At 75.5% G+C, this 3423-nt stretch carries 4 protein-coding genes; 2 read left to right on the forward strand and 2 right to left on the reverse strand.

Going from position 1 to position 3423, the window contains the following annotated elements; translation table 11 throughout:
- Positions 1-126 precede the first annotated feature (126 nt).
- On the reverse strand, positions 127-1671 hold the full coding sequence (locus ACFUEL_RS37200; RefSeq protein WP_380242249.1) for an MFS transporter: 1545 nt from the start codon (positions 1669-1671) through the stop codon (positions 127-129).
- A 109-nt stretch (positions 1672-1780) separates the two neighbouring features.
- Between ACFUEL_RS37200 and ACFUEL_RS37205 the strand changes: the two genes are divergently transcribed.
- Positions 1781-2368 carry a TetR/AcrR family transcriptional regulator gene (locus ACFUEL_RS37205; RefSeq protein WP_380242251.1) on the forward strand — a complete coding sequence of 196 codons (588 nt, stop codon included), beginning with the start codon at positions 1781-1783 and terminating at the stop codon, positions 2366-2368.
- Between the two features lie 99 nt (positions 2369-2467).
- Here ACFUEL_RS37205 and ACFUEL_RS37210 read toward each other — a convergent pair whose 3' ends face one another.
- A complete protein-coding gene (locus ACFUEL_RS37210) occupies positions 2468-2803 on the reverse strand; it encodes a cupin (protein WP_380242252.1) in 336 nt (111 codons plus the stop codon).
- Between the two features lie 307 nt (positions 2804-3110).
- Between ACFUEL_RS37210 and ACFUEL_RS37215 the strand changes: the two genes are divergently transcribed.
- Positions 3111-3371: a hypothetical protein gene (locus ACFUEL_RS37215; protein ID WP_380242254.1), complete on the forward strand. Its 261-nt coding sequence runs from the start codon at positions 3111-3113 to the stop codon at positions 3369-3371.
- Positions 3372-3423 lie beyond the last annotated feature (52 nt).

Below are 3423 nucleotides of genomic sequence, written 5' to 3' on the forward strand. Positions count from 1 at the left end.
CGGCCGCGCCCGAGCGCGGCCCCTCCGACTTCCGACTTCCCTGCCTCCGACTTCCCTGCCTCCGGCGCTCCGGCGCTCCGGCGCTCCGACCTCCGCACCGCCGCGCCGCCGCACCGCCGCCGCGGGCTACGCCGCGAGCGCCTTCTCCTCCTGCTCCGCGTCCGCCGGGCCGGCCGCCGGCAGGTGGCGCATCAGCAGGTGGGCGGCGAGCGCGGCACCGAGCATCACCAGGACGCCGACCACCGCGGCGACGTGCATCCCGTCGGCGAAGGCGTCGCGGGCGGTGGTGAGCAGCCGGTCGGCGGCCTCACCGGGCAGGTGGGCGGCGGTGGTGACGGCCCCGCCCAGGGTGTCGCGGGCGGCGTCGGGGGCGGTGGCGCCGTCCATCCGGGAGCGGTAGATCGCCGCGCCGGCCGCGCCGAGGACGGCGATGCCGAGCGAGCTGCCGAGCTCCTGGGCGGTCTCCGAGGTGGCGCCGGCCGCGCCGGCCCGTTCGGCGGGGGCGGCGGCGAGCACCATCTCGCCGGTGATGCTGACGGTGCCGACCGAGCCGGCCGCGATCACGCCGGCCGCGACCAGCGGGAGGGCGAGCGAGGAGCCCGGGTCGACGAAGGCCATCGCGACGAACCCGCCGGCGCTGGCCAGGAACCCGGCGACCAGCAGGACCGCCGGGCGCACCTTGCCGGCCAGGGCGCCGAAGCCGCCGACGGCCGCGCCGACGCCGACGCTGGGCAGCAGCGCCCAGAGCGAGGCGGCCAGCGGGCTGTAGCCCTTGACCAGCTGCAGGTACTGGGAGGTGAAGAGGGTGAAGCCCATCATCGCGAACATCGCGATGGTGTTGACGGTGATCGCGCCGGTGTAGGTGCGGATCCGGAACAGGGTGATGTCGATCAGCGGGTTCTCGGCGGTCCGCAGCCGGTGCACCAGGGCGGCGCCGACCGCGATCCCGGCGGCGAGCACCAGGGCGGGCTGCAGGCTCCAGCCGTCCACCGCGAGGTCCTTGATGCCGTAGACGACCGGCAGCACGGTGGCGATCGAGAGGGCGGCGCCGAGCAGGTCGAAGCGGCCCGCCTGCGGGGCGCGGTACTCGGGGAGCAGGAACGGGGCCAGGGCCATCACCAGCAGCATCGCCGGGACCGCGATCAGGAAGACCGAGCCCCACCAGAAGTGGTTGAGCAGCACGCCGCCGAGCACCGGCCCGAGGGTGGCGCCCGCCATCATCACGCCGCTCCAGGCGCCGATCGCGCCCTGCCGCTGCTTGGGGTCGGGGAACATGTTGCGGATCAGGGCCAGCGTGGAGGGCCCGAAGACCGCCCCCGCGACGCCCAGCAGGGCGCGGGCGGCGATGAGCTGGTTCGCCCCGTTCGCCCAGGCGGCGACCAGCGAGGCGGCGGCGAAGGCGGCGGTGCCCGCGATCAGCAGCTTGCGCCGGCCGATCCGGTCGCCCAGCGCGCCCATCGGGATCAGCAGCCCGGCCAGCAGGAACGTGTACATGTCCATGATCCACAGCTGCTGGGTGCCGCTGGGGTGCAGGTCGGTGGCGATGAAGGGGACGGCGAAGAACAGCACGCCCATGTCCATGGCGAGGACGAGGGTCGGCAGCAGCAGGAGCGCGAGGCCCAGCCAGGCGCGGCGGCCGGCGTGGTGGGTGGTGCGGTCGTCGGTGGTCATGACGATGACTGTACGGGTGTCTTGCACGTCTGTCTAGTACAAGTGTCTAAATCAATCGTTCCAGACGTTCGAGCAAGACAATCGTCTTGGACGCGGTTAGCATCGGGACATGGGAAATCGTGAGGACCTGCTGGCCAGCGCTGCCCGCTGCCTGCAAGAGAAGGGCTACGGGCGCACCACCGCCCGCGACATCGCCACCGGTGCGGGCGTCAGCCTGGCCGCGATCGGCTACCACTACGGATCCAAGGACGCCCTGCTGGTCGAGGCCCTGGTCGAGGCGATGGGCAAGTGGGGCGAATCGATCGGCGCCGCGCTGTCCGCCGCCGCGGCGGTCGACGACCCGAAGGAGCGCTTCGTCCGGGCCTGGAACGCGATGCGCGACAGCTTCGCCGCGCACCGGGGGCTGTGGACGGTGCAGTTCGAGCTGCTCGGCGGGCTCGACCACCTGCCCGGACTGGCCGAACGGCTGGCCGCGGCGCAGAAGGAGGGACGGCTCGGCCTGGCCGCGCTGTTCCAGGGCCGGGACGAGGTGGCGGACACCCCGGACGAGCTGGCCCGGGGCATCTTCTACCAGTCGCTGCTGCTCGGGCAGGCCGGCCAGTGGCTGATGAGCCCCGACCTGGCGCCGAGCGGCGAGCAGTACCTGCTCGGGCTGGGGCTGGTCTCCGGCGACGTGCTGGGCCCGGCGAAGGACTGAGGCCGGGACGAGGGACGGGGGCCGGGACGGGGGAGCGGGGCCGCGGGCGAGCGGAGCCGCGGGGCCGCGGGGCCGCGGGGGCGGGGGTGCGCCGGGGCGTCAGGCGGTGACGGCGGTGAGCAGCACCACCGCGTCGGTGTGGGCGAGCAGGCCGTGCCGCTCCTGCGGGATGGCGTGCAGCTCGCCCGGCCCGGCCTCCTGGCGGCGGCCCTCGACGGTCAGCGCGACCCGGCCGCGCAGCACCTGGAGGCTGGCGGCGACCGGGGCGTTGTGCTCGTCCAGCACCGCGCCGGCCCGCAGCGCGATCACGGTCTGCCGCAGCACGCCGTCGTGCAGCAGCAGGTGGGCGCTGCGGCCGTGCGGGCTGGCGGCGGCCTTGGCGGCGTGCTCCTCGGCCAGGGCGTTCAGGTCGATCCGGGCCGGCTGCTCGGTCATCGCGTTCTCCTCACGTCGGCCCCCCGCACCACCGGGCCCGCCGACCGGGCCCCGCGCCCGACCCTAGGCGGCGGCCCGCGCGTGTCGCGCGCTGGACCACGCGCAGGGGTCAACGCCGACCGGCAGACGGAGGGCGCCACCGCGCCCCGCGGCAGCCGGCCGCCCGGACGGGTCCCGCTCCGTCCCGCCCGTCCTCCCGCCCCGCCCGTCCCGTCCCCCCGTCCCGCCCTCCCCGTCCGGCTGCCGGTCGGTCCACGGGTGGGCCGTTCGGCGTGCGGGGCGGCGGGGGCGGGCCGAAAGTGGCCCTATGGCGACCAATCAGAAAATCACCTTCGGCGGTTTCCAGGTGAACCGCGGCATGCTCACCGCCGGCGCGGCCCTCACCGGGCTCGGCGCCGTCGTCGGACTGACCGGCACCGTCCTGGTCTGCGCCGCCCTGGCGAACGCGGGCCGGGGCTGGATCCAGTCCCTGGAGACCCCGCCCGGCGAAATGGCCCAGCGCACCCTGCAGCAGGCCAGGGCCGCGTCGATGGCGGGACTGGAGGCGTGGCGCACCAGCGCCAACTGAACCGGGAGGGGCGGGGAGGGGCGGACACGACGGAGGCGGCCACCCGGGCGGG

Source organism: Kitasatospora sp. NPDC057198 (assembly GCF_042670125.1).
Taxonomy (GTDB): domain Bacteria; phylum Actinomycetota; class Actinomycetes; order Streptomycetales; family Streptomycetaceae; genus Kitasatospora.

Excerpts from the sequence above, each read along its gene's own strand:
- ACFUEL_RS37210 (WP_380242252.1), bottom strand. The coding sequence starts at position 2,803 with ATGACCGAGCAGCCGGCCCGGATCGACCTGAACGCCCTGGCCGAGGAG.
- ACFUEL_RS37205 (WP_380242251.1), top strand. The coding sequence starts at position 1,781 with ATGGGAAATCGTGAGGACCTGCTGGCCAGCGCTGCCCGCTGCCTGCAA.
- ACFUEL_RS37200 (WP_380242249.1), bottom strand. The coding sequence starts at position 1,671 with ATGACCACCGACGACCGCACCACCCACCACGCCGGCCGCCGCGCCTGG.
- ACFUEL_RS37215 (WP_380242254.1), top strand. The coding sequence starts at position 3,111 with ATGGCGACCAATCAGAAAATCACCTTCGGCGGTTTCCAGGTGAACCGC.